Raw genomic sequence first — 22626 nt, 5'->3', positions numbered from 1 at the left:
TTCGTCGGCCCGTCCGTTACCACGCCCTCCGGTCTCTGTACAGGCAGGCGCCATAAAAGGGGGAGGGCCGGCATGTCCGCTTCGCACACCGATACACCAGACGGCACCGTCACGGCCCGGCTGGAAGCCGTCCGCCGCTCCATCCTGGAAGGCTGCGCCGCCGGCGGGCGCGCTCCCGGCGCGGTGACCCTGGTCGCCGTCTCCAAGACCCACCCGGTCGAGGCGGTGGAGGAGGCCCTGGCCGCCGGCCAGCGCGTCTTCGGCGAGAACCGCGTGCAGGAGGCCAAGGCAAAGTTCCCCGCGTTGCGCGAGCGCTTCCCGGACCTGGAACTGCACCTGATCGGCCCGCTCCAGACCAACAAGGTCAAGGACGCGGTGGCCCTGTTCGACGTGATCCAGACGGTGGATCGGCCCAAGCTGGCCGAGGCCCTGGCCGAGGAGATGACGCGCAGCGGACGCCGCCCGCGCTGCCTGATCGAGGTCAACACCGGCGAGGAGCCGCAGAAGGCCGGCATTCCCCCGGCGGAGCTGGACGCGTTCCTGGCCGCCTGCCGTGACAGCTGGAATCTGCCGGTGACCGGCCTGATGTGCATCCCGCCGGTGGACGAGGAGCCGGCGATGCATTTCGCCCTGCTCGCCGACATGGCGCGCCGCGCCGGCCTGCCCGAGGTCAGCATGGGGATGAGCGGCGATTACGAGACGGCGATCCGCTTCGGCGCCACTCATGTGCGGGTCGGCACGGCGATCTTCGGCGCCCGCCCGACCCCCGCCGCCGATTAGCGCCGCCTAGCCCGCCGGGTCCGTCACGGTCAGCGCGGTGCCCGGCGCGCAGTCCTTGAGAAGACGCAGCAGGTCCGGCAGGGACAGTGCGACGCAGCCCGCCGTGGGCGCCCGGTCGGGCCGCGCCACATGCATGAACACGGCGCTGCCCAGGCCCGGCACCACCGGGTCGTCGTTGTGCCCCATCACCACGATAACGTCGTAGACATGGTCCTCGCGCCACAGCTCCTCGTGGCTGGCGGCGTAGGGACGCTTGACCGGGCGGTTGTAGGCGGGATCCGCCGGGTCGTCGCACCAGCCGTCGTCGGACGCGATGGGCGACACCGGCAGGCGCCGGCCGGGTCCGCAAGACGAACCGTGATCTCCATCGCCCTTCCCTCACCCGCTTCCGGGGTCATCGCGCTCAGCCCGACACCCGCAGGCTGGGCGCGGGGGCCTGTGCGGCCCGCCGGCCCTGCTCGTATTTGGCCAGATTGCGCATCATCGTCTCAGACAGCATGTCCGGTGTCACGGGCGCGAAGGCGTTGCTGTTGGCGGCGGTTGGGGCGGCGTTCGCCTGTGCCGGCGCATTTGTCGGTGCGTTCGCCGCCCCGGTTCCGGCTGTGGCATCCGGTTGGGCCGCGGGCGCCTGGGCTTCCGCGGCCTTCCGGGCGGCGGAGGGGGCCGCCGTTGCGGCGAAGCCGATGGTGGAGGGATGCGGCTTGGCGGCGGCGTATTTGGCCATCAGGCTGTTCGCCAGCGGGGTGTCGCGCGCCGGCATGCGCGAGGGATGCGGCGTGTCCGTCAGGCCATCGCGCCCGGTCCCGCCCACCGCCGCCCCCACCCCGTGCGACGGGGCCGTGGACCGCTTGGCGTCCGGCAGCTCCGCCATCGCGGCACGGGCCGGCTGGGTGGCCGGCGCCGTGGCGGCCACAGTCGGCGCTGAGGTGCCGGCTGTGGAGTCCGGCAGAGCGGCGACCGCGGTGGCTCCGGAGGTGCCGGCGGGCGGATGGCCGGCGGCGGCGTCCCCGTCGAAGCCGAGCGAGGCCATGATCTGCCCGCCGATGTCTTTGCCCTGGGCCTGTTCCACCACCGCGTTGGCGATGGACGCCATGCCGCCCAGCGGGCCGCCGAACAGGATGCCGCCGATGACCTTCGACGACGGCTTGATCGTGTCGCCGGTGATCTCGCGATAGATGGTGTTGACGAGGGGGATGTGCTGAAGCGGGTTGATGATATCGAGGAAGTCGCCGAAGGACATCTCGGCCTCGGCCTCGTACCGGTCGGGGCTGTCCCGGCTTTCCATGACCGTCAAGGCGGGCACCGCTTGGGCCGGCGACCGCTCGCGCTGCACCGGCCGCGAAGCGGCGGCTGCGTCGATGGTGGTGGCGTCGATGGCCATGGGCGGTCTCCCGTCGCGGTGTCCAGCCCTACCCTAAGCAACCGGCGTGCCAGTCCCTTGGGCTGAAATCCCGCGCCCTCGCGCTCTTTCGGGCCCGGATGCGACCCGCGACCCGGCAAGAGCTGCCGGGCAAGGGGCGTTTCCTGCCCTCCGAAGACTCGACTCTCAGAACATGTGGCCGCTGCGCTCCGCCTTGGTGCGCAGATAGCCTTCGTTGTGGCCGTTGGCCGGGAAGATGTGGGGAACGCGCTCGACCACCTCGATCCCGCAGCGGGCGAGTTGGCGCAGCTTCTCCGGGTTGTTGGTCATCAGCCGCACGGCGGTGAAGCCCAACTGCCGCAGCATCTCCGCCGCCGGCAGATAGACCCGCTCGTCCGCCTCGAAGCCAAGGATCTCGTTGGCATCCACCGTGTCGAAGCCGCGGTCCTGGATGCGGTAGGCGCGCAGCTTGTTGACGAGGCCGATCCCCCGCCCCTCCTGCGCCAGATAGAGCAGGACGCCGCTGCCCTGCCGGGCGATCTCGGCGATGGCGCCACGCAGCTGCTGGCCGCAGTCGCAGCGCAAGCTGCCCAGCAGGTCGCCGGTGAAGCATTCCGAATGCAGGCGGGCCAGCACCGGCTCGCCAGCCACCGGGTTGCCGACGATGATCGCCAGATGCTCCGGCCCGCCGTCGATGGGGCGGAAGGCGGCGATGCTGGTGTTCTCGGCGCCGGACAGCGGGACGCGGGCCTCGGCCACCCGGCGCAGGGTGCGCACCACATGGACGCGGTAATCGGCGATGTCGCGGGCGCGGACCAGCAGCAGGTCGTGCTTCGCCGCCCATTCCGCGGCGCTGCCGCTGTGGCCGGTGGTCGTGTGTCCGGTCCCCGGGGCGACGATGGCCGCCGGCAGCAGCCGCGCCAGCCGGGCAAGGTCCACCGCCGCGGTCTCGCGCGAGCCGGGGTCCATCGCCGTGGCGGTCAGGCCGTCCGGCATCATGCCATCCGGGCGGTGTTCGGGGTCGGCCAGCGCGTGGGCCTCGTCCGCGGTCAGGCAGCGGGGAAGCGACAGGGCGACGACGCCGGTGCCCTCGCCCATCAGCTTCAGCACCGTGGCGCGGCGGCGGGTGACGGCCAGGACCGGCGCGGCGCCGGTCAGCTGCACCAGCCGCTGCACGGCGTCGATCGCCACGGATTCCACCGACACCGCGGCGCCGACATTGCCGTCGGCGGTCTCGATGGCGACGGCCTCGCCCCGGCGCAGGGCGGCCGTCGCCCGGTCCACCGCGCGCATGGCGGCTTCGTCCATGGGCAGGACGGCTTCGGGCGGGGCGGAGTCGGAAGGGGCGTCGGCGTACATAACGGAGGCTTCGCGTGCTGCGCCCCGAAGGGCGAAAGATCCCGACATGGGTCGGAGAGCGCGGGAAGCAAAGCGCAGGTGGCGCACCCCTGTCCAGCAAATCCCGCGCGCCACACCGTTGCCGGCGGTGCAACGATGGCGCAAACCGCCGCCGGTGCGGGCGAATCCGGGTTGCGCTATGCTCAGGTCCTTCCGATTAGGCTAGGGCAATCCCGCGCGGGCCATGATAAGTTCCGCGCCCGGAGCCACCGGTGAACGCCCCCGAATGACGCTTGCGAAACGCATCCTTCTGATCGACGACGACACCGCCCTCCGGCAGTCCCTCGCCGAGCAGCTCCAGCTTCTGGAGGAATTCGAGACGGTGGAGGCCGGGGACGGCGCCTCGGCGCTGGCCGTCGCGCGCGAGGGTGGCTTCGCCGCCATCCTGCTCGACGTCGGGCTGCCGGACATGGACGGGCGCGACCTCTGCCGCCTGCTGCGGCGCGAGGGGGTGCGCTGCCCGGTCATCATGCTGACCGCGGCGGCCTCCGACGCCGACACCATCCTGGGGCTCGATTCCGGGGCCAGCGACTATGTCACCAAGCCCTTCCGCATGGGGGTCCTGCTGGCCCGGCTGCGCGCCCAGCTCCGCGTCCACGAGCAGAGCGAGGACGCCGTCTTCGCCATCGGCCCCTACAGCTTCCGCCCGGCGGGCAAGCTGCTGCTGGCCGACGGCGGCGCCCGCAAGATCCGCCTGACCGAGAAGGAAACGGCGATCCTGAAATACCTGTACCGGGCCGGCGGTGCGGTGATCGGGCGGGAGACGCTGCTCGGCGAGGTGTGGGGCTACAACGCCGGAGTCACCACCCACACGCTGGAAACCCACGTCTACCGCCTGCGCCAGAAGATCGAGCGCGATCCGTCCAACGCGGAAATCCTGGTGACGGAGCCCGGCGGCTACCGGCTGGTGCCCTGATCCCCTGTCAGGCGATCCCCGGCTGGCGGCCGCGCGGAACCATCTCCCTGCCTACCCATTGAAAGGATTGATTTCCGCGCCGTTTCGGCACGGACTCCCGTTGGGCAAGGAGATGACGTATTGGTTGCCATCGTCGATCACGGCAGACCGGCAAGGGCCATCCATCCCTTGCACGCGGTGCTGCTCGCCGCCTCCCTTCCGCTGTTCCTGGGCGGCCTGCTCTGCGACTTCGCCTATTTCAGGAGCTTCGAGATCCAGTGGAGCCATTTCGCCTCCTGGCTGATCGCCGGCGGCATGGTCTTCGCCAGCGTCTCGCTCCTCTGGGCCTTCATCGACCTGTTCCGCGCCGGCCGGCGCCGCGGTCGCGGGCTCGTCTACTTCGTCCTGCTGCTCATCACCGTCGCGCTCGGCCTCGTCAACGCCTTCGTGCACGCGCGGGACGCCTGGGGAACCATGCCGGAGGGCCTGATCCTGTCGGCGGCCGTCGCCGTGACCGCCATCCTGGCGACTTGGTTCGGCTTCTCCAGTCTCCGCATTGGCGCCCGTATGGGAGAAACGCGATGAAACGCTCCAGCCTGCTGGCCGCGGCGGGGATCGTCGCCCTGCTGACCGCCTGCGACGACAACAACCCGTCGCAGCCCGTGTACGGCGCCAACCCGCCTCTGCCCGAGCAGCAGCACGGTCTGCTGCCCAGCATGAAGATCGCCAACCCCGCCTCCTGGGGGGACCGGAAACCGACCGTGCCGGAGGGCTTCACCATCACGGCGATCGCCACCGACCTCGGCATCCCGCGCCAGACCCTCGTCCTTCCCAATGGCGACATCCTGGTCGCCGAAGGCCGGGGCGGCTCGGCCCCGCCGCTGCGGCCCAAGGACTTCATCGCCGGCATCATCAAGGCCAAGGGCACGACCTCGGTCCCCAGCGGCAACCGCATCACCCTGCTGCGCGACGCCGATGGCGACGGGCGCTACGAGGAGCGCACGGTCTTCGCCGACCAGCTGAACGCGCCCTACGGGCTGGCCTTCGTGAATGGCCAGATCTACGTCGCGAACCAGGACGCGCTGGTGCGCTTCCCCTACCGCGAGGGCCAGACCCGCGCCGAGGGGCCGCCGGAGAAGGTCGCCGACCTGCCCGCCTACATCAACCATCACTGGACCAAGTCGCTGGCCGCCAGCCCGGACGGGCGGTTCCTCTATGTCGGCATCGGCTCCAACAGCAACATCACCGAACGCGGGATGCCCGCCGAGGCCGACCGCGCGATGGTCTGGGAGATCGACGCGCAGACGGGCGCGCACCGGCCCTACGCCACGGGCTTGCGCAACCCCACCGCGCTGGCCATCCAGCCGGGAACCGGCACGCTGTGGGCGGTGGTCAACGAGCGCGACGAGCTTGGCCCCAACCTCGTCCCCGATTACCTGACCTCGGTCCGCGAGGGCGGCTTCTACGGCTGGCCCTACAGCTATTGGGGCCAGAACGTCGACCCGCGCGCCCAGCCGCAGAAGCCCGAGCTGGTCGCCGCGGCGATCAAGCCGGACTACAGCCTGGGCTCGCACGTCGCCGCCCTCGGCGTGGCCTTCTCCTCGCCGGTGATGGGCGAGCGCTTCGCCGACGGCGTGTTCGTCGGCGAGCATGGCAGTTGGAACCGCAGCGTGCCCAGCGGCTACAAGGTGATCTTCGTCCCCTTCCGCGACGGCGCCCCCTCCGGCGATCCGGTCGAGGTCGTGACCGGCTTCATGGGCGAGGACGGCAAGACCTACGGCCGGCCGGTCGGCGTCACGGTGGACCCGAAGGGCGCCCTGATCGTCGCCGACGACCTGTCGAACACGGTCTGGCGCGTCGCGGTGACGGATCGCTCGTCCAGTGCGCAAGCACCGGCGGATATGGGCAGTGCCACGACCGACGGGAACGGATCGTCCAACTGAAACGGGCCAACTGAAACGGGCCAACTGAAACGGAAACACCGTGTCAGGGCCGCTTGCCGGGCGGTCCTGACCGGTCGGAGATGGTGACGGCGACCGGATAGCCCATCCAGCGCTGGCGCTTGTTCTCCAGGGCCGCACCGCCGCGGGCCGGGCCACCCGGCCGCCCGCCGCCCCACAGGCCGCGACCGCGCGGCACCACGGGAAGCAGGCGGATCTTCCGCCCGACGATGGCCAGCCGGCGGCGCCAATGGGCGACCAGCTTGGTCGAGGTGCCGACCCGCCGTGCGATCTCGTGATCGGCCAGCAGGGCGCTGCCGGGGTCCTGCAGCAGATCGAGGATGGCGCGGCGCTTGTCCAGGCTGGTGTGGCGGCTGTGCTTGCGCTCCAGCGCCTTGCCGAGATCCCAGAGCTTTTCCGCGGTTTCGCGGGCGAGGCCGCGCCAGCGGTCGGCCTCCTCCCGCTGGCGCTCCATGTCGCCGTTGCTCTTCTCAAGCTGCCGCTTCAGCCCGGCGACCTCCAGCTCCAGATCGCGCACCTGACGGCGCAAAACCTGGACGAGCTGGTCGGGCGGCGGAGGACGGTCGGGCGGCGGGGCGTTGGCGGCGGGCGGCGGTTCCGGGGCGGTCGAGACCGGACGGGCACCGCGGGCGAGATCGCGGAACGACAGGCCGGCCCTCGACAGCATGATTCGCGCGGCGCGCAGAGCGGACTGGGCCTCGCCCTGATGCTCCGACTCGGCCATGGCGAGGACTTTGGCGAGTTTGTCTGGGTCCATCCGAGGGGGCGGGGTCCGGAGGCGATTTTTCGCGTCGAGGGGCGAACGGGCGCAAACTACCACATCTTATTGGATTGGGCATCTCCACATCTCGGCGGTGCGGCACGCCTTTTCCTCCTACCCCCGTCTCGCGCCGTCCCCCCTTCCATCGAGGCGGAACGGCTGCCCGCTTGCCGCCGGACCGGCTTGCGGACGAGCCGGAGGGTCGTTTCGTGAAACAACCTTTTCACTCGACTCGCGAGGGTCCTACCGCCAAATTGTCGGTACCATGACGGCACGAACCGTTTCCGACGCCTGTTCCGGTGCGCCTGACACCCCGCCGGACTTCACCGTCCGCTTCTGGGGCGTGCGTGGCAGCATCGCCTCCCCGGGGCCAGACACGGTCCGCTACGGCGGCAACACCCCCTGCGTCGAGCTGCGCTGCGGGGACGCCCTCCTGGTCCTCGACGCCGGCACCGGCCTGCGCCCGCTGGGCGAGGCGCTGATGCGCCAGGGGAAGCCGGTGGACGTCGATCTGCTGCTGACCCACAGCCATCTCGACCACATCTGCGGCCTGCCCTTCTTCGCACCGGCCTTCGACGCGGCCAGCCGCGTGCGGATCAGGGCCGGCCATCTGGAGCGGGAGCGGACGATGCGCTCCGTCCTGGAGTGCATGATGTCGGCGCCGCTGTTCCCGGTCCCGGTGGAGATCTTTCGGGCCGACTGCACCTTCCACGATTTCGTCAGCGGCGAGACGCTGGCGGTGAAGCCAGGCGTTACCGTGCGCACCGCTCGGCTCAACCACCCGGACGGGGCCACCGGCTACCGCGTGGAGTTCGCCGGGCGCAGCCTGTGCTACGTCACCGACACCGAGCACCCGGCGGAAGGGCGCGATCCCGCCGTGATGGAACTGGTGCGCGGCAGCGACCTGCTGATCTACGACTGCACCTACACCGACGCCGAATACGCCGCCCGCGTCGGCTGGGGCCATTCGACCTGGGAGGAGTGCCTGCGCATCGCCGACGAGGCCGATGTGAAGCGCGCGGTCATCTTCCACCACGAGCCCCGGCGCACCGACGCCGATCTGGACGTCATCGCCACCGCCGCCGAAGCCCGGCGCCCCGGCACGCTGGTCGCCCGCGAGGGCATGGCGCTTCCTCTCTGACCTGACACCTATCCCGTTGGACAGTGATGCGCCCAGGACACGGCCAAGCCTCCGTTCGCGTCCCGTGGCCCGTTGTCACTGCCGGATCGTGTGACAATTATGGTATGAAAACCGCCTGCAACCGCAGAGAGAACTCTGGGGAGACGCATGCGGCATCTTCTGCGCTTATCGTTGCTGGGCCTGCTCGCCGGCGGAACGCTCGCCGGCTGCGCCTCCACTCCGAATCCCCAGGCCTCGCTGGACGGCGGCCCCCGCTCGATTGTCCTGCATCATCCCGCCAGCGGCGAGACGGTCAGTGTCACCTACCGCCGCGCCGATGGCTATGATCCTCAGGCTCTGGACCGCATCGCCAGCCTGTTCCGCGACCGCCGCACCGGCGAGACGGTGCCCGTCGATCCCACCCTGGTGGAGCTTCTGGCCGACCTGCGGGACCGCTGCGGCGCCGCCCCCGACACGCCGGTCCACATCACCTCGGGCTACCGCTCGCCGCTGACCAACGTCACGCTGGCCCGCAGCAACCCGAACGTGGCGGAAAACAGCTATCACCTGCGCGGGCAGGCCGCCGACATCTCCATCCCCGGCGTCCCGCCCCGCCGTCTCGCCGACGAGGTCGCGGCCCTGCAGCGCGGCGGCTACGCGCTCTACCCCCACACCGGCCACGTCCATGTCGACACCGGCCCGGTGCGCACCTGGAGCCCGAAGGGCGGCGACCCCCGCATCCTGGAGGCCAGGGCGACCCCCGCGAAGGCCGCGTTGGGCAAGGCGGTCGCCGCCAAACCCGCTCCCGCCACCCCGCGAACGCAGGTCGCGGCGGCGGAGCCCGCCCCGCCGAAGCGCGCCCCGGCCAAGGCCGCGCCCGCCGCCGCCCCGGCGAAGGGCAACGACGCCGACCTCGCCCGCGTCCGCATGGTGCTGGCCTCCCTCAAGGAGCAGCCGGAGCCTGCGGCGAAGAAGAAGCCCTGAGGGTTACCGATACGGGTCCGCGGCGTCCCGCAGGCCGTCGCCGAGAAAGTTGAAGCTCAGCACGGTCACGATCACCGGCAACACCGGCAGCATCAGCCAGGGGTACAGCGCCACCACGTTGATGTTCTGCGCCTCGGTCAGCAGCACCCCCCAGCTGGTGATCGGCGGGCGCAGGCCGAGGCCGAGGAAGCTCAGCGCCGTCTCGCCCAGGATCATGCCGGGAATGGCCAGCGTCGCCGAGGCGATCAGGTGGCTCATGAAGCTGGGCAGCAGGTGCCGCCCGATGATGCGGGCCGGGCTGGCCCCCATCAGCTGGGCGGCGGTGGTGAAGTCCTCCTCGCGCAGGGCCAGCAGCTTGGACCGCACGGCGCGGGCGAGGCCCGTCCATTCCAGAAGGCCCAGAATCACCGTGATCCCGAAATAGATGAAGATCGGGTTCCAGGTGACGGGCAATGCCGCGGACAGGGCCATCCACAGCGGCAGCTCGGGGAAGGAACGGATGATCTCGATCAGCCGCTGGATCAGGTTGTCCACCCAGCCGCCGTAATAGCCGGCGATGCCGCCGATCACGATCCCCAGCACGAAGCTGACCGCGACGCCGATCAGCCCGATGGTCAGCGAGATGCGCGTCCCGTAGATCATCCGCGACAGCAGGTCCCGCCCCAGCCGGTCGGTGCCCATGAGGAACAGCGTCCCGCCGTCGGCCGGGCAGGCGAGATGCCAGTCGCTCTCCACCAGCCCCCAGAACGCGTAGCGGTCGCCGCGGCAGAAGAAGCGGATCGGCTGCACCTTCGTGGGGTCGGGCGTGTAGTCCCGCTTCAGGATCTCCATGTCCAGGCGGTAGGTGTAGCCGTAGACGAAGGGGCCGACGAATTGCCCCTCGTGGAACAGATGCACGGTCTGCGGCGGGGCGTGGATGAAGTGGGAATTGCGGCTGTCCACCGCGTAGGGGGCGAGGACCTCGCTGACCAGGGTCGAGGCGTAGAGCAGAAGCAGCACGATCCCCGACGCCACCGCCAGCTTGTGCCGCCGCAGCTTCCACCAGACCATCCACCATTGCGAGGCGGTGGTGAAGCGCTCCTGTTCGGGCGACAGGTGCTCGACCTCGTCCGGGTTCCAGGGCGCGGTATCGACCGTGTGGGGCAGGGTGGTGCTCATCGGCTGGCTCCCCCGCTCAGGCGGATGCGCGGGTCGAGCGCGGCCAGCGCCAGGTCGGACAGGAAGACGCCGATCACCGTCAGCACGGCCAGGAACATCAGGAAGGACCCGGCCAGATACATGTCCTGGCTGCGCAGCGCCTGGAGCAGCATCGGCCCGGTGGTCGGCAGCGACATCACCACCGACACGATGGCGGCGCCGGAGACGACCTGCGGCAGCAGGTTGCCGATGTCGGACACGAAGGGGTTCAGCGCCACGCGCAGCGGGTACTTCACCAACGCCCGCCCCGGCGGCAGGCCCTTGGCCCGGGCGGTGACGACGTAGGGCTTGTGCAGCTCGTCCAGCAGGTTGGCGCGCAGGCGGCGGATCATCGCGGCGGTGCCGGCGGTGCCGATGACGATCACCGGAATCCACATGTGCTCGAACACGCTCATCGCCTTGCCCCAGCTCCAGGGCTGGCCGATGTAGCGCGGGTCCATCAGCCCGCCGATCGAGGTGCCGAACCACACGTTGGCGAAATACAGCATCACCAGCGCCAGCAGGAAGCTCGGCGTCGCCAGCCCCAGGAAGCCGAGGAAGGTCAGGACGTAGTCGCCCAGGCTGTACTGCCGCGTCGCCGAATAGATGCCGATGGGGAAGGACACCACCCAGATGAAGAGGATGGTCGCGAAGGACACGATGGCGGTCAGCGACAGCCGGTCCCCCACGACATCCGATACCGGCAGGTTGTATTCGAAGGAATAGCCGAAGTCGCCGCGCAGCATGCCGGCCAGCCACAGCGCGTACTGCTCGTACATGGGCCGGTCGAGCCCGTAGGTCTCGCGCAGCATGGCCAGCCGGCCCTGGTCCATGCTCTCGCCCCGGCTCTGCATCTCGTTGACCAGCGTCGTCAGATAGTCGCCGGGGGGAAGCTGGATGATGACGAAGGTGATGACGCTGATCGCCAGCAGCGTCGGGATCATGATGAGGATGCGGCGGATCACGTAGCCCAGCATGGCCTCACCCCTTTCCGTCGAACCAGAAGCCGTCGGGCCGGTACAGCCCGAAATGCGCGCCGGGGTCGTAGTTGAACAGACCCTCCTCCGGCACGTTGCGCAGGGTGCGGCGCGCCACCACCGGCTGCGGCACCCCGGCCACCGTGCCGATGGTGAAGACCTGTTCGGCGTTGAGCGTCAGGATGCGCGTCCAGGCCGCCGCCCGACCCGCCTCGTCCGGGGCGTCGCGCCAGGCGCGGAAAGCCTCCAACAGGTCGCGCGCCTCGGGCATGTCGGGGCGCTCGCCGTCCTTGCCCATGGTCTGGAAGAACTGGCCCCATTTCGGCCACTGGTATTTGGCCTGATCGACCGGCACCAGCTCGGCAGGGCTCATCTCCGCGGTGGCGATGGCGTTGTCCAGCCCGCGCGAGATCGACATGCAGGTGTCGCCGGCGAAGATGCGGTTGCGGAACACGTCGAGCTGCGAGGAACGGATGTAGAGCCGCGCCCCGAGGCGCCGCCAGCCGTCGGCGATCAGCTCCAGCGCGTCGGTCTCCTCCGTGCTCTCCCCGGCGGTCTCCACCACGATCTCCAACGGGCGGCCGTCGGGCAGCAGGCGGACGCCGTTGACGTCGCGCTTGGTCAGGCCGATCTCGTCGAGCAGCCGGTTGGCCTGCCGGACGTCGAACTGCGCCCAGCGGTCGCGGTAGGCCGGCACCCACAGGGGCGAGACCTCCAGCAGCGTGTTGTTGGACGGGGTGGCGAGGCCGTAATAGATGACCTGGTTCATCTCCTCGCGGTCGATGGCCAGCGACAGGGCGCGGCGGTAGCGCACGTCGCGGTTCAGCGCGCGCCACACCGGGTCGTTGCAGTTCAGGTTGGGAAACAGCGCCACCTGCGCCCCGATGCCGGTGCGCCACAGCGTGACCCGTTGGTCGTTGCGCTTCGCCCCCTGCTTCAGGAAGGTGTAGTTGTCGAACCGCAGGTAGCGCGCCTGGAGGTCGCTCTCGCCCGCCCCCGTCTTGGCCGGGATGATCTTGGCGTCGGCCACCGTCATGATGACCCGGTCGATGTAGGGCAACTGCCGCCCCGCCGGGTCCACCCGATGGAAATACGGGTTCCTTACGAAGATGAATCGGTCCGCGGGCGGAGCGGTCGTCGGCACCCAGGGCTGCAGGGTCGGCAGGTCCGGGTTGTCGAACTCGGTCAGATTGTCCTTGCGGTTGTGAAGCTGCTGCCAGCTTTTCTGCCGCTCCGCCTCCACCCGCTGCTTCAGCTCCAGCGGCTCGGTGAAGCGGGGGTGGAAGCGCCGCAGGTAATGGGCGGGGGCGTAGATCTCCACCGGCTTGGCCCCGGCCAGCATCGGCAGGAAGAAGGGGTTGGGGCGGGTCCACGTGTAGCGCACCGCGGCGGCGTCCAGCACCTCGAACTTCGGCGCTTCCCCGGCCACCAGCATCTCCGGCGGTGGCCCGCCGGGGAAGCGCTTGGCGTTGTTCGCCATGTCCTCCCACCAGTAGCGGAAATCCTCCGCCGTGAAGGGGTGACCGTCCGACCAGCGGTGGCCGCGGCGCAGCGTGAAGGTGAAGATCCGCCCCTCCGCCACATCCACCCGCTCCAGGATGTCGGGCACGATGCGCAGGCTCGGGGTCAGCGCGACCAGCCGGGCGTAGCTGTAGACGTAGATCAGCCGTGTGTCCTTGGTCCGCGCCATCAGCAGGCGCAGGTCGCCGCCATGGCGCCCCGGCGACTGCCAGGGCCGGTCCATCGGCTCGACCAGCGGGGTGAGCGGCAGCCGCTTCTCCACTGGCGGCAGCGACCCGGCGCCGACCGCGTTCTCCAGCATCGGCGTCTCGACCGTGTCGAAGGCGCTGAGCCCGAGGAAGGCGAGCAGCAGCAGAGCGGGGCGGGCCAGCCTCATCACGCCACCTCCCGCACGCGGACGGCGGCGTCGGCGCGCACGCAATGGCCGCCGCCGAGATCGACCAGATGGGGCTGGTGGTCGTCGTCGATGGTGAAGGGGGCGGGCCAGCGCGCAGGGTCGGAGGCGCGGCCCTCCTCCAGGTCGGTCAGCGACAGCGGGCGGCTGGGGTCCGGCTCCGGCACGGCGGCCAGCAGGGCGCGGGTGTAGGGGTGGACCGGGTTGCGGAACAGCGCCTCGCGCGGCGCCGACTCGACGATCCGGCCGCGGCACATCACCAAGATGCGGTCGGCCATGTAATCCACCACCGCCAGATTGTGGCTGACGAACAGGTAGGTCAGGCCGAGCCGTTCCTTCAGGTCCTTCAGCAGGTTCAGCACCTGCGCCTGGATCGACACGTCGAGCGCCGACACCGGCTCGTCGAGCAGCAGAAGCTCGGGCCGCAGGGCCAGCGCGCGGGCGATGCCGATGCGCTGGCGCTGGCCGCCGGAGAAGCTGTGCGGGTAGCGGCGCAGATGCCGCGCGTCCAGCCCGACCAGCCCCATCAGCTCCTTCACCCGCGCGGCGCGCTCCGCCTCGTCGCCGATGCCGTGGATGACCAGCGGTTCGGCGATGATGTCGAAGACGGTCATGCGCGGGTTCAGGGAACCGAAGGGGTCCTGGAAGACGAACTGCACCTTGCGGCGGAAGGCGGTCAGGGCCGCACCCTCCAGCCCCAGCACGTCCACCACCCGGCCATGGTCGTTGAAGCGCACGCCGCCGGCGTCCGGAGTCAGGGCGCGCATCAGGATCTTCGACAGGGTGGTCTTGCCGCAGCCCGACTCGCCGACCAGCCCGACGCATTCGCCGCGCGCGATGGCGAAGCTGACATCGTCCACCGCCAGCGTGCCCGCCCCGGCCTTGGCGCCGAACCATCCGGCCTTGCGCGCGCCGTAGCGCTTGCGCACCCCCTCCACCGCCAGCAGCGGCCCCGCCGCGTCGGCGCCGGGCGGCCAGGGCTGGTGGTCCTTCTCCAGCAGGCTGCCGCCCTGCGAGGTAATCGAGCGGATCGGCACCAGCCGTTCGCCCGGCGCCATGTGGAAGCGCGGAACGGCGCGCAGCAGCGCCTTCAGATAGGGGTGGCGGGGATCGGCGAAGATGTCCTCGCGCGTGCCGGATTCCATGATCCGCCCGCGGTGCATCACCACCACCTCGTCGGCGAGGTTGGCGACCACCCCCAGGTCGTGGGTGATGAGCAGGACGGCCATCCCGAGATCGGCCTGGAGGTCCTTGATCAGCTTCAGGATCTGCGCCTGGATGGTGACGTCCAGCGCGGTCGTCGGCTCGTCGGCGATCAGCAGGGCAGGGCGGCAGACCAGCGCCATAGCGATCATGGCGCGCTGGCGCAGGCCGCCCGACAGCTCGAACGGGTAGGTGTCCAGCGCCCGCTTCGGGTCGGGGAAGCGCACCCGGCGCAGCATGTCCTCGGCCTGGGCGCGGGCCTGCCGGGCGGTCACCCGCTGGTGCAGCCGCACCGCCTCGCCCACCTGGTCGCCCACGGTGTGCAGGGGCGACAGCGAGGTCATCGGCTCCTGGAAGATGATCGAGATGCGGCCGCCGCGCAGCGCCCGCATCGCCGTGCCGTCGGCCTTCAGCGAAGCGATGTCGACGGGGCCGGCGCCGTCGTTGACGATGCCGTCGTCGAACAGGATGCGCCCGTCGGCGATGGCGGCGTTGCGGGGCAGGATGCGCAGGATCGACTGCGCCGCCACCGACTTGCCCGACCCGGATTCGCCGACCAGGGCGACGGTGGAACCGGCCCGCACCCGGAAGGACACGCCGCGCACCGCCTGGACCACGCCGCCCGGCACCTGGAAATCGACCTTCAGGTCCTCCACCCGGAGCAGCGTGCGGCTCATGGCGCCGGCCTCGTTTCGTTGGGGTCCTTCTCTGTGGGGTCTTCTGGCGGCTCGATGCCGAGAGCGATCAGGTTGTCCACTGTCACCGGGGTCAGCGCCACGCCGTTGCGCCCGGCGGCGAGGGCGGCCTGTTCGATCACCGCGTCGAAGCCCTCCAGATTGCTGTCGAAGCGCAGGGTCGTGCCGCCGCCGCTCAGCGCCGCCTGCATCCAGCCGTCGTCGCGCCCCCGCCTGGTCGCGTAATAGCGCAGCTTCAGGCCGGACAGCGCGTCCCAGCGGATGGCGCCGCCCAGCGGCCCGTCGACCCGCAAGCCCTCGCCGTCCATGGTCAGGCGGGTCAACTGGCGTTGCAGGGTGCGCGCCGCGAAGACGGCGAACAGCAGCGCGCAGGCCGCCAGCGGCACGGCGATCCAGGGGGTGACGGGCAGAAAGGCCAGCGGCAGAACCGTCAGCGCCAGCCCGGCCCCGGCCCGCGCGTAGTCGCCGGCGAGCGCCCCGGCGGGGTAGCGCATCTCCGCGACGGTCGGCGTCTCTCCGGTCGAGGGTCGGGCCATGGGCAACTCGGCCATGTCTCAGCGATGTCCTTCTGCGGCAAACAGGGTGTCGGCGGATAGCCAGCGGACCGCCGGGTGGCGTCGCGTCACGGTCAGGAAACGCGCGGTGAAGGCCCAGGTTTCGTCGTCCATCACCAAATGATGCGTCAGCAGGCCGGTCGGCTCCTCCGCGTCCACCGCGCCCAGCCGCCGGGCGCGCAGATGGGCGACCGCCATGCCCAGCGACTCCGCGTCGCCCAGGAAGCGCTTGCCGTCCTTCCAGGCCACCGGGTCGATGTGTGTATTGACACACATCATGTTGACGGTTGACACACGTCGCGGCCCGAAAACGGACAGGCCGGCGAAGCCCGCGCCGGGCAGACCCGCCGCGACGCCGGGCGCGATGCGGTTCCAGGGCGGCACCAGGATGGGCAGGGCGCGCGGCCCGAACCGGCGGTCCAGCACGGCGCGTCCCTCGGCCAGTTCCGCCAGCACGGCGGCGGCGGGCCGGTCCGCGCCAAGCTCCGCCTTCTTCGCGGGGGGAACGGCGTGGTCGGTGTGCGACCAGCCATGCTGAAGCACCGTGACGGTGGGGGCCGCGTCCACAACGGGGACGAGGGCGTCCTTGACGCCCGCCGGAATGACCGCCAGGGCCAACGGCGCGCCGGTTTCGACGGACAGGGCGATCATCCGGTCGAGCGCTGGCGTCGGCTCGATGGCGTCGTCGTCGCGCCACCAGAGGGTGGCGGTGCGCCCGGCGGCGGCCCAGGCGTCCAACTCGGCGGTCAACGCGTCCCAACCGGCGCGCGGCGGGCTGTCGGAAGGGGCGGTCATGGTCATCGCAAGGCAGGGCCGAGGCAGGGGATCAGCCCCAGCATGGCCCCCGCACCGGAAAAATCCAAGCGTCTTGATTGGCTTAGCGACTGTTGCCTTGGCGGTAGGCCACCGCGTCCAGCAGCAGACGGGCGGTGGCGGCGGCACCGTCGAGGCGTAGCGGGATGGCCGGCGGCGGGGGCAGGGCGAGCGCCTTCGCCACGCCCGCGGCCAGGGTCTCCGGGGTCAGGGTGGCCTCGTCGACCACGGCCAGACGGCCCCGCTGCTCCAGCAGGCGGGCACGGGTGGCCTGCTCGGTCTCGCTGCCCGCGGCGAAGGGGACGACCACCGCCCGGCAGCCGGCCTGAAGCACGTCGAGCACGGTGTTGTAGCCGGCCTGGCTGATCGACAGACGGCAGCGGCGGAGCAGGGCGGGAAAGTCGGGCCGCGCCCGCTCCACGACGGCGCCCGGCGGGGCCGCGGCGGCGAGCGCGCGGAAGTCCTCCTCCGGCACGTCCGGCCCGGCCAGCAGGCGCCATGGTGCGTCAAGTCCGGCGGGAGTTGACGCACGCACCGCCAGCGCCGCCCGCAGCAGCGGCAGGCCGACCGCCCCGCCGCCCACCGACACGATCACCTCATCCGTGCCGTCCGTCGCTTCGGTGTCCGCGCCTTGCGGGGCCGCGACATAGCCGGTGTAGCGGATGCGGTCGGCGAGCCGCGCGGCGGCGGGGAAGGTCGCCGCGAAGGGGATCAGCGCCGGGTCGCCATGGACCAGCACATGGTCGACCAGCCGTTCCACGGTCGAAACGGTTTCCTCCAGCCGTTCCGGCTTGGCCTTGGCCACCAGGATGTCGCGCACCGAGCAGGCGGTGACCGCCCCGCCGGCCTTGGCGGCCTCCAGCAGCGGCAAAAGCTCGAACCGGAAGGCGCGGCGCCCGAAGGGGAAGGATTCGACCAGAAGCGCGTCGGGCCGCACCCGCTCATGGACCTCCAGAACCGCCGCGCGGCGCCGGGCGCGCCAGCCGTCGTCGATGGGCCGGTCGTGCTCGTCCAGCAGGGTCTTGAAGCTGCCGTCGGCGGCGCGGGCGGGGGGGAGCTGGACGATCTCCGCCGCCGGGCCGTAATCGATCCCCGGCACCGGATGCCCGCCGCGCAGCACCGTGACGGCGACGCCGGCCTCGGCCAGCCCGCGGGTGATCAGCGCGGCGCGCCGGTCGTGGCCGATGCCCAGCAGATGCTGGACATGGAAAAGAACACGCATGAGCTGTCAGACCGCCTGGGCGGCCAAGACCTCGCGCAGGCGCATGGTCGTCAATTCGAGCCGGTGGGCCAGGGAGCGCATGATCTCCAGCCCCATTTGCGGGAAGTCGGCGATCATCTGAAGGAAGTGGTCCTTCGGCACGCACAGCGCTTCCAGATCGGTCCTGGCGCGGACGGTGGCGGTGCGCGGCACATCGCACAGGATGGCGATCTCGCCGACGATCTCGTTGGACCCCAGCGTCGCGACGGCCAGCGGCCCGCCGGGGCCGGTCACGATCACCTCGGCCTCCCCGCGCAGCAGGATGTAGGCGCAGGTGCCCATCTCGTCCTGCTCGAACAGGATGTCGCCCGAGCGGAAGCTCAACCGCTCGCTGGTGAAGGCCAGAAGCTTGAGCTTGGCAGTGTCGATGTTGGCGAACAGGGGAATCCTGCGCAGGCAATTGACTTCTTCGGCGATGCTCATGCCGTCTGCCTCCTCAACGCCGCCGGCTTTATTCGGCGGACACCAATTCATGCAACAACGTACCGGGCCTGTTCAACTCGTCGAAGCGCCCATGTTCGGCGATTCGCCCGTCCTTCATTACAATGACTCGCTCGAACGCCCGTGCCAAGCCGGCGCGGTGCAGAACCCACACAAGACCACATCCTTTGCGTTCCCCCATGATCGCGGAATGCACCTTGGTCTGGCTGCTGGTGTCCAGGCCGCTGGTCGCCTCGCTCAGCACCAGCAGGTCCGGCCGCTTCAGCAGGGCGCGGGCCAGCGCCGCCTTCTGGCGCTGTGCGGCGGACAGGCGCGACCCGGCGACCCCCACGGGATGGTCCAGCCCGACCTCCACGATGGTGTCGCGCAGGTGAAGCTGGTCCACCAGATCCGCCACGATGCGGCCCACCTTGGATTGCACCTGCGCCTGCCCGTAGACCATCTTGCCGAACAGGATGTTGTCCTGGATGCTGGCCGCGGCGTTGTAGGCCTCCGGGTCGAAGAAGGCGACGGCGTGCTTCAGGTCGGCCGGCAGGTCGCTGGCGAAGAGGTGCCGCGCCTGCAAGAGCTTCTTCTCCAGGTCCGGGGTCATCAGGCCCAGACGGTGGCGGGCGCCGATCAGCTTGAAGGGCAGGGTCATCAGCCGCGTCCGCTCCTCGGGCCGCAGCGCGCCCAGCCCCTCCTTCGCGGTGCGCGCCAGGATGCCCTGATACTCCGGCAGCTCGGCGAAGCCGATGAAGGAGAAGCGCTCGAAGAACTCGTGGCCGGGCGGCAGGCCGGCGAACAGCTCGACCATGGTCTCTGCCACCTTGTGGCCGGTTTCCAGGATGGTGTCGGTCAGCCCCACCTTGTCGAGCACATGCAGCATGTAGGGGTTGGAGGCCAGCGCGTCGGTCTGGAAGATCGGGCCGACCGGCGTGCCGAACAGCAGATTCTCCGCCAGCGTGGCGTTTACGGTGTAGCGGTCGGGGTCGAAGCGCTCGACCAGCCGCCCCAGGTCCGGGTTGTTCAGCATCGTGGCGCGCATGGCGTCGCGCGCCTCCAGCACGCGGGCGGCCACGTCGGGGCGCCGCTCCGGGTCGACGGTGCGGTTGAGGCCCATGCCGTACACGTCGTCCTGAAGCGAGACCATCGTCACCACGCGCAGGATGCGGGCCTTCAGGTCCTCCGGCCCGTCGCAGCCGGCGGCGGCGTAGTCGATCCAGTCGGCGTCCACGTCGTCGGTGGCGTTGCCGGACAGCACCGACTCGGTCATCCGGCTCTTGCGCCGCTCCGCCGCTTCCTCACTGTCGCCGTTCTCGCGCAGCGGCCGGTGGCGCAGCCCGTAGACGAGGTTGTCGTAGAGCGAGGCCGAGAACAGGTAGGGGGTGGCCCCCACATAGGCGGCGCGCCGCCCGGTCACGCTCTCCGGCAGCTCCGCATAGTCGCGCTCGCCCAGCCGGATCTGGCCCGACGAGGGCAGCAGCACGCGGGCGGCAAGCTGCGCCAGCTCGTCCCGCCCGGAGCCGACGCCGATCAGCGCGGTGTGGCCGTCCAGCGGGATGTCGCAGGTCACCCCCTCCAGGATGGGCGATCCGCCGTCCTCCCCGAACGCGACGTTGCGGAAGGACAGGCTGCCCTTGAACGGGACGTCCTCCTCCTCGCGCAGCAGGCGTTCGGCCAGCAGGTCGGGAACGTGGAACTGCTCCACCACCTGCTCGTACTTGATCCGGTTGTCCTCCTTCTGCTGGTACCAGTCGAGAAGCTCCTTCCAAGGGGCGGCCAAGTCCTTGTAGGCCGCCAGAACCGCGACCAGCGCGCCGAAGGACAGCTGGCCGTGGATCACCAGATAACCGCCGATCGAGTAGAAAAAGAACGGGGTCAGCTGGTTTATGAAATTGTTCAGAAATTTGACAAAAAACTTTCTTTGGTAAATCTCGAAACGGATGCGGTACACGTCGCCCAGGCGGTGACTGAGATCGGCGAGATGCCAGGACGCGGTGTTGTGGGTGTGCACCTCCTGGATGCCGGACACCGTCTCGCCGATGCGGTCGGCGATCTGGCGCATGGCACGTACGCGCTGTTTGCCAAGCTGATTGACCTTGCGCTGAAGCCGTGGGATGAGCCAGCCTTGGAACGGGTACAGCGACACCGCCGCTGCCCCCAGCACCGGGTCCTGGACGAAGATGAAGGCGATGTAGACCAGCAGGGTGCCGCCCTGGAACACCGGGATGGCGATGGCGTCCCCGATGAAGCCGCCCAGCGGCTCCACCTCCGCCGTGATCATGGGGATGATCTCCCCGGGCGACATCTTGCGGAAGCGGGGCAGGGGGAAGCGCAGGACGCGCACGTACAGCTCGTACCGCAGCCGGCGCAGCATCCGCTCGCCCAGGCGGCCCTTGTAGGTGTTGATGACGTACTTGAACGCGCCGTTGACCAGCACCAAAGTCAGGAACAGTCCGCATAGGACGAACAGGTAAGTCACCTGATCGAGATGGAAGCCGAGGAAGGATTCAGGCAGCTTCTTCCCGGCGATCGCCTCGTTGACGATCCGCTTCGGTAGGTCGAGCGAGGCGTAGAGGAACGGAAAGGACGCCAGGGTCATCAGGGTCAGCACGATCTGCTGACGGACGCTGTGCCGAAGGATGAATCGGAAAATGCTGGATTCCATAGCGCCATTCTACGCAAGGGGACGCCGGTGCCGGGAGCAGGCAGAAACCTTACCCCCTCTGCCGTCTGGCCGCTGGGACTATGGTTCGCCTGCACGCGGTCTGCCGCCAGCGTGACGGCGGCATGACGCACACCCGTTCATCGGCCAAGCCGCGGCCGGACACAAGAGGCCAATCGGGAGAGGTAGGAACTCCATGAGCGAACGTCCGACCTCGGGCCGCGTGCTCATCTACAGCCATGACACGTTCGGCCTCGGCCATCTGCGCCGCTGCCGGGCCATCGCCCATGCGCTGGTGGAACGCTACAGCAACCTGTCCGTGCTGATCCTGTCCGGCTCGCCCATCGTCGGCAGCTTCGACTTCCGCACGCGGGTGGACTTCGTGCGCATCCCCGGCGTCATCAAGCTGCGCAACGGGGAATACACGGCGCTGAACCTGCATCTGGACATCGACGAGATCCTGTCCATGCGGGCCTCGCTGATCCGCCACACGGCGGAGATCTACCAGCCCGACCTGTTCATCGTGGACAAGGAACCGCTCGGCCTGCGCGGCGAGGTTCGGGAGACGCTGGAGGTTCTGAAGGGCCGCGGCGTGCCGCTGGTGCTGGGGCTGCGCGATGTGATGGACGAGCCGGCCCTGCTCGCCCCGGAGTGGGAGCGCAAGAAGGTCCTGCCGGCGCTGGAAAACCTGTACGACGAGATCTGGGCCTACGGCCTGCCGCAGATCTGCGACCCGCTGGAGGGGATCGAGGTCCCGCAGTCGGTGCGCGACAAGATGGTCTACACCGGCTATCTGCACCGCACCGTGCCCCCGGCGGTCCCGCACGGTCCCGGCCTGCCGGACGAACCCTACATCCTGGTCACTCCCGGCGGCGGCGGCGACGGCGAAGCGCTGGTCGACTGGGTGCTGCGCGCCTACGAGAGCGATCCCGGCATCCCCTACCGCGCCGTTCTGGTGTTCGGCCCCTTCATGCAGCCGGACCTCCAGGCCGAGTTCCTGGCCCGGGCGGAAGCCCTGCCCAACGTCGAGGCCACCGCCTTCGAGGCGCGGATCGAGCGGCTGATGCAGGGGGCGGTGGGGGTGGTCGCCATGGGCGGCTACAACACCTTCTGCGAGATCCTGTCCTTCGACAAGAAGGCGCTGATCGTCCCGCGCGAGGTGCCGCGGCGCGAGCAGACCATCCGCGCCGCCCGCGCGCAGGAGCTGGGTCTGGTCTCCGTCCTGATGGACGACGGGGTGCGCGACGCCGCGGCGATGGCGGCGGCGCTGCGCCGGCTGCCCTGGCAGGCGCCGCCCTCCTCGGTGGTGGTGCCGGGCCTGCTCGGCGGGTTGGAGAGCGTCAACCGCCTGTCGGCGCGCTACCTGCCGGATTCGGCCTCGGCCCCGTCGCCGTTCCCTTGCGCGCCCGAACGTCAGATGGCCGCCGGGGACGCCGCGTGACCGTTGCCGTCATCGTGAAGGGCTGGCCCCGCCTGTCGGAAACCTTCATCGCGCAGGAGATCCTGGGGCTGGAGCGGCGGGGGTTGCGTCAACGGATCGTCAGCTTGCGTCAACCGACCGACAAGGCGGTGCACGAGCTGAACCGCCGCGTCACCGCCCCGGTGACCTATCTGCCCGAATATCTGCACGACGCGCCCGCCCGCGTGCTGCGCGCGCTGGCCGCGGCGCGGCGGGCGGCGCGGCGG

General features: G+C 70.2%; 20 protein-coding genes and 1 pseudogene. 8 read left to right on the top strand and 13 right to left on the bottom strand.

From position 1 onward, the window contains the following. The first annotated feature begins 72 nt into the window (after window positions 1–72). On the top strand, window positions 73–780 hold the full coding sequence (locus AC1DVI_RS00105; RefSeq protein WP_476956301.1) for a YggS family pyridoxal phosphate-dependent enzyme: 708 nt from the start codon (window positions 73–75) through the stop codon (window positions 778–780). A 6-nt stretch (window positions 781–786) separates the two neighbouring features. Here the strand turns inward: AC1DVI_RS00105 and AC1DVI_RS00100 are convergent, their stop codons facing one another. The 3 genes from AC1DVI_RS00100 to ribA all read right to left on the bottom strand — a co-directional run bounded on the left by AC1DVI_RS00100 (window position 787) and on the right by ribA (window position 3499). Next, window positions 787–1104, bottom strand: coding sequence for a L,D-transpeptidase family protein (locus AC1DVI_RS00100; protein ID WP_476956300.1), 318 nt, complete (start codon window positions 1102–1104; stop codon window positions 787–789). 79 nt (window positions 1105–1183) lie between these two features. Beyond that, window positions 1184–2161 (bottom strand): hypothetical protein, encoded by a 978-nt coding sequence (locus tag AC1DVI_RS00095; protein WP_476956299.1) that lies wholly within the window; start codon window positions 2159–2161, stop codon window positions 1184–1186. 165 nt (window positions 2162–2326) lie between these two features. After that, entirely contained in the window at window positions 2327–3499 is a 1173-nt protein-coding gene (ribA, locus tag AC1DVI_RS00090) for a GTP cyclohydrolase II (RefSeq protein WP_476956298.1), read from the bottom strand. Window positions 3500–3764: 265 nt separating this feature from the next. Here ribA and AC1DVI_RS00085 point away from each other — a divergent pair, with 265 nt between their 5' ends. From AC1DVI_RS00085 to AC1DVI_RS00075, 3 genes are all read left to right on the top strand, one after another. After that, window positions 3765–4454, top strand: a complete 690-nt coding sequence (locus AC1DVI_RS00085; protein WP_109069931.1) for a response regulator transcription factor — start codon at window positions 3765–3767, stop codon at window positions 4452–4454. Window positions 4455–4574: 120 nt separating this feature from the next. After that, window positions 4575–5018, top strand: coding sequence for a DUF2231 domain-containing protein (locus tag AC1DVI_RS00080; RefSeq protein WP_149165420.1), 444 nt, complete (start codon window positions 4575–4577; stop codon window positions 5016–5018). Beyond that, the gene (locus tag AC1DVI_RS00075; protein WP_476956297.1) at window positions 5015–6376 is read left to right on the top strand and encodes a PQQ-dependent sugar dehydrogenase; all 1362 of its coding nucleotides are present in this window, start codon (window positions 5015–5017) and stop codon (window positions 6374–6376) included. Before AC1DVI_RS00080 ends, AC1DVI_RS00075 begins: the two co-directional genes overlap by 4 nt. Window positions 6377–6419: 43 nt before the next feature. Here the strand turns inward: AC1DVI_RS00075 and AC1DVI_RS00070 are convergent, their stop codons facing one another. Further along, window positions 6420–7151, bottom strand: a complete 732-nt coding sequence (locus AC1DVI_RS00070) for a hypothetical protein (protein WP_476956296.1) — start codon at window positions 7149–7151, stop codon at window positions 6420–6422. A 268-nt stretch (window positions 7152–7419) separates the two neighbouring features. Here AC1DVI_RS00070 and AC1DVI_RS00065 point away from each other — a divergent pair, with 268 nt between their 5' ends. After that, window positions 7420–8295, top strand: coding sequence for an MBL fold metallo-hydrolase (locus AC1DVI_RS00065; RefSeq protein ID WP_476956295.1), 876 nt, complete (start codon window positions 7420–7422; stop codon window positions 8293–8295). A gap of 147 nt (window positions 8296–8442) precedes the next feature. Beyond that, window positions 8443–9258, top strand: a complete 816-nt coding sequence (locus AC1DVI_RS00060; RefSeq protein WP_476956294.1) for a YcbK family protein — start codon at window positions 8443–8445, stop codon at window positions 9256–9258. Window positions 9259–9261: 3 nt separating this feature from the next. On the opposite strand, the gene AC1DVI_RS00055 is transcribed toward AC1DVI_RS00060, so the two are convergent. The 9 genes from AC1DVI_RS00055 to AC1DVI_RS00015 form a co-directional block, all read right to left on the bottom strand. Further along, complete coding sequence (locus AC1DVI_RS00055) at window positions 9262–10416, bottom strand: ABC transporter permease (RefSeq protein ID WP_476956293.1); 1155 nt, start codon at window positions 10414–10416, stop codon at window positions 9262–9264. Beyond that, window positions 10413–11411, bottom strand: coding sequence for an ABC transporter permease (locus tag AC1DVI_RS00050; protein WP_119507538.1), 999 nt, complete (start codon window positions 11409–11411; stop codon window positions 10413–10415). Before AC1DVI_RS00050 ends, AC1DVI_RS00055 begins: the two co-directional genes overlap by 4 nt. Before the next feature lie 4 nt (window positions 11412–11415). Then, window positions 11416–13308, bottom strand: a complete 1893-nt coding sequence (locus AC1DVI_RS00045; RefSeq protein WP_476956292.1) for an ABC transporter substrate-binding protein — start codon at window positions 13306–13308, stop codon at window positions 11416–11418. Then, window positions 13308–15206: an ABC transporter ATP-binding protein gene (locus AC1DVI_RS00040; RefSeq protein WP_476956291.1), complete on the bottom strand. Its 1899-nt coding sequence runs from the start codon at window positions 15204–15206 to the stop codon at window positions 13308–13310. The genes AC1DVI_RS00045 and AC1DVI_RS00040 overlap by 1 nt, the downstream gene beginning before the upstream one ends. Further along, a complete protein-coding gene (locus tag AC1DVI_RS00035; RefSeq protein ID WP_476956290.1) occupies window positions 15203–15775 on the bottom strand; it encodes a hypothetical protein in 573 nt (190 codons plus the stop codon). The genes AC1DVI_RS00040 and AC1DVI_RS00035 overlap by 4 nt, the downstream gene beginning before the upstream one ends. Before the next feature lie 3 nt (window positions 15776–15778). Next, window positions 15779–16573, bottom strand: coding sequence for a polysaccharide deacetylase family protein (locus tag AC1DVI_RS00030; protein WP_476956289.1), 795 nt, complete (start codon window positions 16571–16573; stop codon window positions 15779–15781). Between the two features lie 82 nt (window positions 16574–16655). After that, entirely contained in the window at window positions 16656–17813 is a 1158-nt protein-coding gene (locus AC1DVI_RS00025; RefSeq protein ID WP_476956288.1) for a glycosyltransferase family protein, read from the bottom strand. 6 nt (window positions 17814–17819) lie between these two features. Next, window positions 17820–18275 (bottom strand): cyclic nucleotide-binding domain-containing protein, encoded by a 456-nt coding sequence (locus AC1DVI_RS00020; RefSeq protein WP_149165429.1) that lies wholly within the window; start codon window positions 18273–18275, stop codon window positions 17820–17822. Window positions 18276–18303: 28 nt separating this feature from the next. Beyond that, window positions 18304–20943 carry an ABC transporter transmembrane domain-containing protein gene (locus AC1DVI_RS00015; protein WP_476956287.1) on the bottom strand — a complete coding sequence of 880 codons (2640 nt, stop codon included), beginning with the start codon at window positions 20941–20943 and terminating at the stop codon, window positions 18304–18306. Between the two features lie 193 nt (window positions 20944–21136). Here AC1DVI_RS00015 and AC1DVI_RS00010 point away from each other — a divergent pair, with 193 nt between their 5' ends. Further along, window positions 21137–22381: a glycosyltransferase family protein gene (locus tag AC1DVI_RS00010; protein ID WP_476956286.1), complete on the top strand. Its 1245-nt coding sequence runs from the start codon at window positions 21137–21139 to the stop codon at window positions 22379–22381. Further along, window positions 22378–22626, top strand: a pseudogene (locus AC1DVI_RS00005) (colanic acid biosynthesis glycosyltransferase WcaL); the annotation flags it as partial. The gene AC1DVI_RS00010 and the pseudogene AC1DVI_RS00005, both read left to right, overlap by 4 nt.

The sequence above is a fragment of the Azospirillum sp. P4_B5 genome (assembly GCF_056402275.1).
The sequence above is the reverse complement of the archived record's forward strand: the minus strand, read 5'-3'. Positions and strand labels throughout refer to the sequence as shown.

Coding starts and splice junctions, on each gene's coding strand:
- AC1DVI_RS00105 (WP_476956301.1), top strand. CDS start 73: ATGTCCGCTTCGCACACCGATACACCAGACGGCACCGTCACGGCCCGG.
- AC1DVI_RS00095 (WP_476956299.1), bottom strand. CDS start 2,161: ATGGCCATCGACGCCACCACCATCGACGCAGCCGCCGCTTCGCGGCCG.
- ribA (WP_476956298.1), bottom strand. CDS start 3,499: ATGTACGCCGACGCCCCTTCCGACTCCGCCCCGCCCGAAGCCGTCCTG.
- AC1DVI_RS00085 (WP_109069931.1), top strand. CDS start 3,765: ATGACGCTTGCGAAACGCATCCTTCTGATCGACGACGACACCGCCCTC.
- AC1DVI_RS00075 (WP_476956297.1), top strand. CDS start 5,015: ATGAAACGCTCCAGCCTGCTGGCCGCGGCGGGGATCGTCGCCCTGCTG.
- AC1DVI_RS00070 (WP_476956296.1), bottom strand. CDS start 7,151: ATGGACCCAGACAAACTCGCCAAAGTCCTCGCCATGGCCGAGTCGGAG.
- AC1DVI_RS00065 (WP_476956295.1), top strand. CDS start 7,420: ATGACGGCACGAACCGTTTCCGACGCCTGTTCCGGTGCGCCTGACACC.
- AC1DVI_RS00060 (WP_476956294.1), top strand. CDS start 8,443: ATGCGGCATCTTCTGCGCTTATCGTTGCTGGGCCTGCTCGCCGGCGGA.
- AC1DVI_RS00055 (WP_476956293.1), bottom strand. CDS start 10,416: ATGAGCACCACCCTGCCCCACACGGTCGATACCGCGCCCTGGAACCCG.
- AC1DVI_RS00050 (WP_119507538.1), bottom strand. CDS start 11,411: ATGCTGGGCTACGTGATCCGCCGCATCCTCATCATGATCCCGACGCTG.
- AC1DVI_RS00045 (WP_476956292.1), bottom strand. CDS start 13,308: ATGAGGCTGGCCCGCCCCGCTCTGCTGCTGCTCGCCTTCCTCGGGCTC.
- AC1DVI_RS00040 (WP_476956291.1), bottom strand. CDS start 15,206: ATGAGCCGCACGCTGCTCCGGGTGGAGGACCTGAAGGTCGATTTCCAG.
- AC1DVI_RS00035 (WP_476956290.1), bottom strand. CDS start 15,775: ATGGCCGAGTTGCCCATGGCCCGACCCTCGACCGGAGAGACGCCGACC.
- AC1DVI_RS00030 (WP_476956289.1), bottom strand. CDS start 16,573: ATGACCGCCCCTTCCGACAGCCCGCCGCGCGCCGGTTGGGACGCGTTG.
- AC1DVI_RS00025 (WP_476956288.1), bottom strand. CDS start 17,813: ATGCGTGTTCTTTTCCATGTCCAGCATCTGCTGGGCATCGGCCACGAC.
- AC1DVI_RS00020 (WP_149165429.1), bottom strand. CDS start 18,275: ATGAGCATCGCCGAAGAAGTCAATTGCCTGCGCAGGATTCCCCTGTTC.
- AC1DVI_RS00015 (WP_476956287.1), bottom strand. CDS start 20,943: ATGGAATCCAGCATTTTCCGATTCATCCTTCGGCACAGCGTCCGTCAG.
- AC1DVI_RS00010 (WP_476956286.1), top strand. CDS start 21,137: ATGAGCGAACGTCCGACCTCGGGCCGCGTGCTCATCTACAGCCATGAC.